Origin of the sequence: Mesorhizobium sp. M4B.F.Ca.ET.089.01.1.1 (assembly GCF_004022605.1) — a bacterium.
Taxonomy (GTDB): domain Bacteria; phylum Pseudomonadota; class Alphaproteobacteria; order Rhizobiales; family Rhizobiaceae; genus Mesorhizobium; species Mesorhizobium abyssinicae.
In genome coordinates, this window is the sequence record NZ_RZOS01001213.1 from 1 (window position 1) to 590 (window position 590).

At 58.5% G+C, this 590-nt stretch carries 1 protein-coding gene; it reads right to left on the reverse strand.

From position 1 onward, the window contains the following. Positions 1-186 precede the first annotated feature (186 nt). On the reverse strand, positions 187-590 hold a 404-nt coding region (locus tag EN780_RS39410; protein WP_189557125.1), incomplete at its 5' end, for a hypothetical protein.

Genomic DNA, 590 nt, shown 5'->3' on the forward strand with positions numbered 1-590 from the left:
GGTGCTGGCTGAGAGAGTAGGATTAGAACCCACGGTAGGCCTGCACGCACTTGATGCCCCAACCAATTCGCCATCTCTCCATTCCGCTTTTTGCCCGAAAAAATGCGCCGGCGCAAAAAACAATCGCGCCGAAGACATTGCCTATCTCGGCCATTTCTCCCAGAGCGCAGGCTCCCGCACTAGGATCTATTCTTCTGCAGGGTTGGTGGTTTGCACGCTCACGCTCTGAACCCAGCGCGAGCGGTTCGTTTTGCGCTCGTGTATAGCCAGGAACAAAGATCGTCCGTTTCGCAGCAGCGCGAGCGCGTCGCTCGCAAAGTATGGGGAAACGCGAAGCCACACAGTCCAGCATCGCTCGCCGCGGATCTTGGCGATGAGCCCCATGCCTGGGGGAGGAGTGTAAATCGGGATCTGTCGACCGCGGTATTGGCGATATTTGGGCGCACCGTACTTGTCGCGCTCCTGCGCATCTTTGAGTGTCGCACCGATGTCGCCTGAGCCCAAGTTGTCGCCGGAGACTGTGATCTCATAGGTGTCGCCCGCGCGCTCCTCTGGGTAGATGGATATTCCGGCGACAGTCAGTCTCGTAG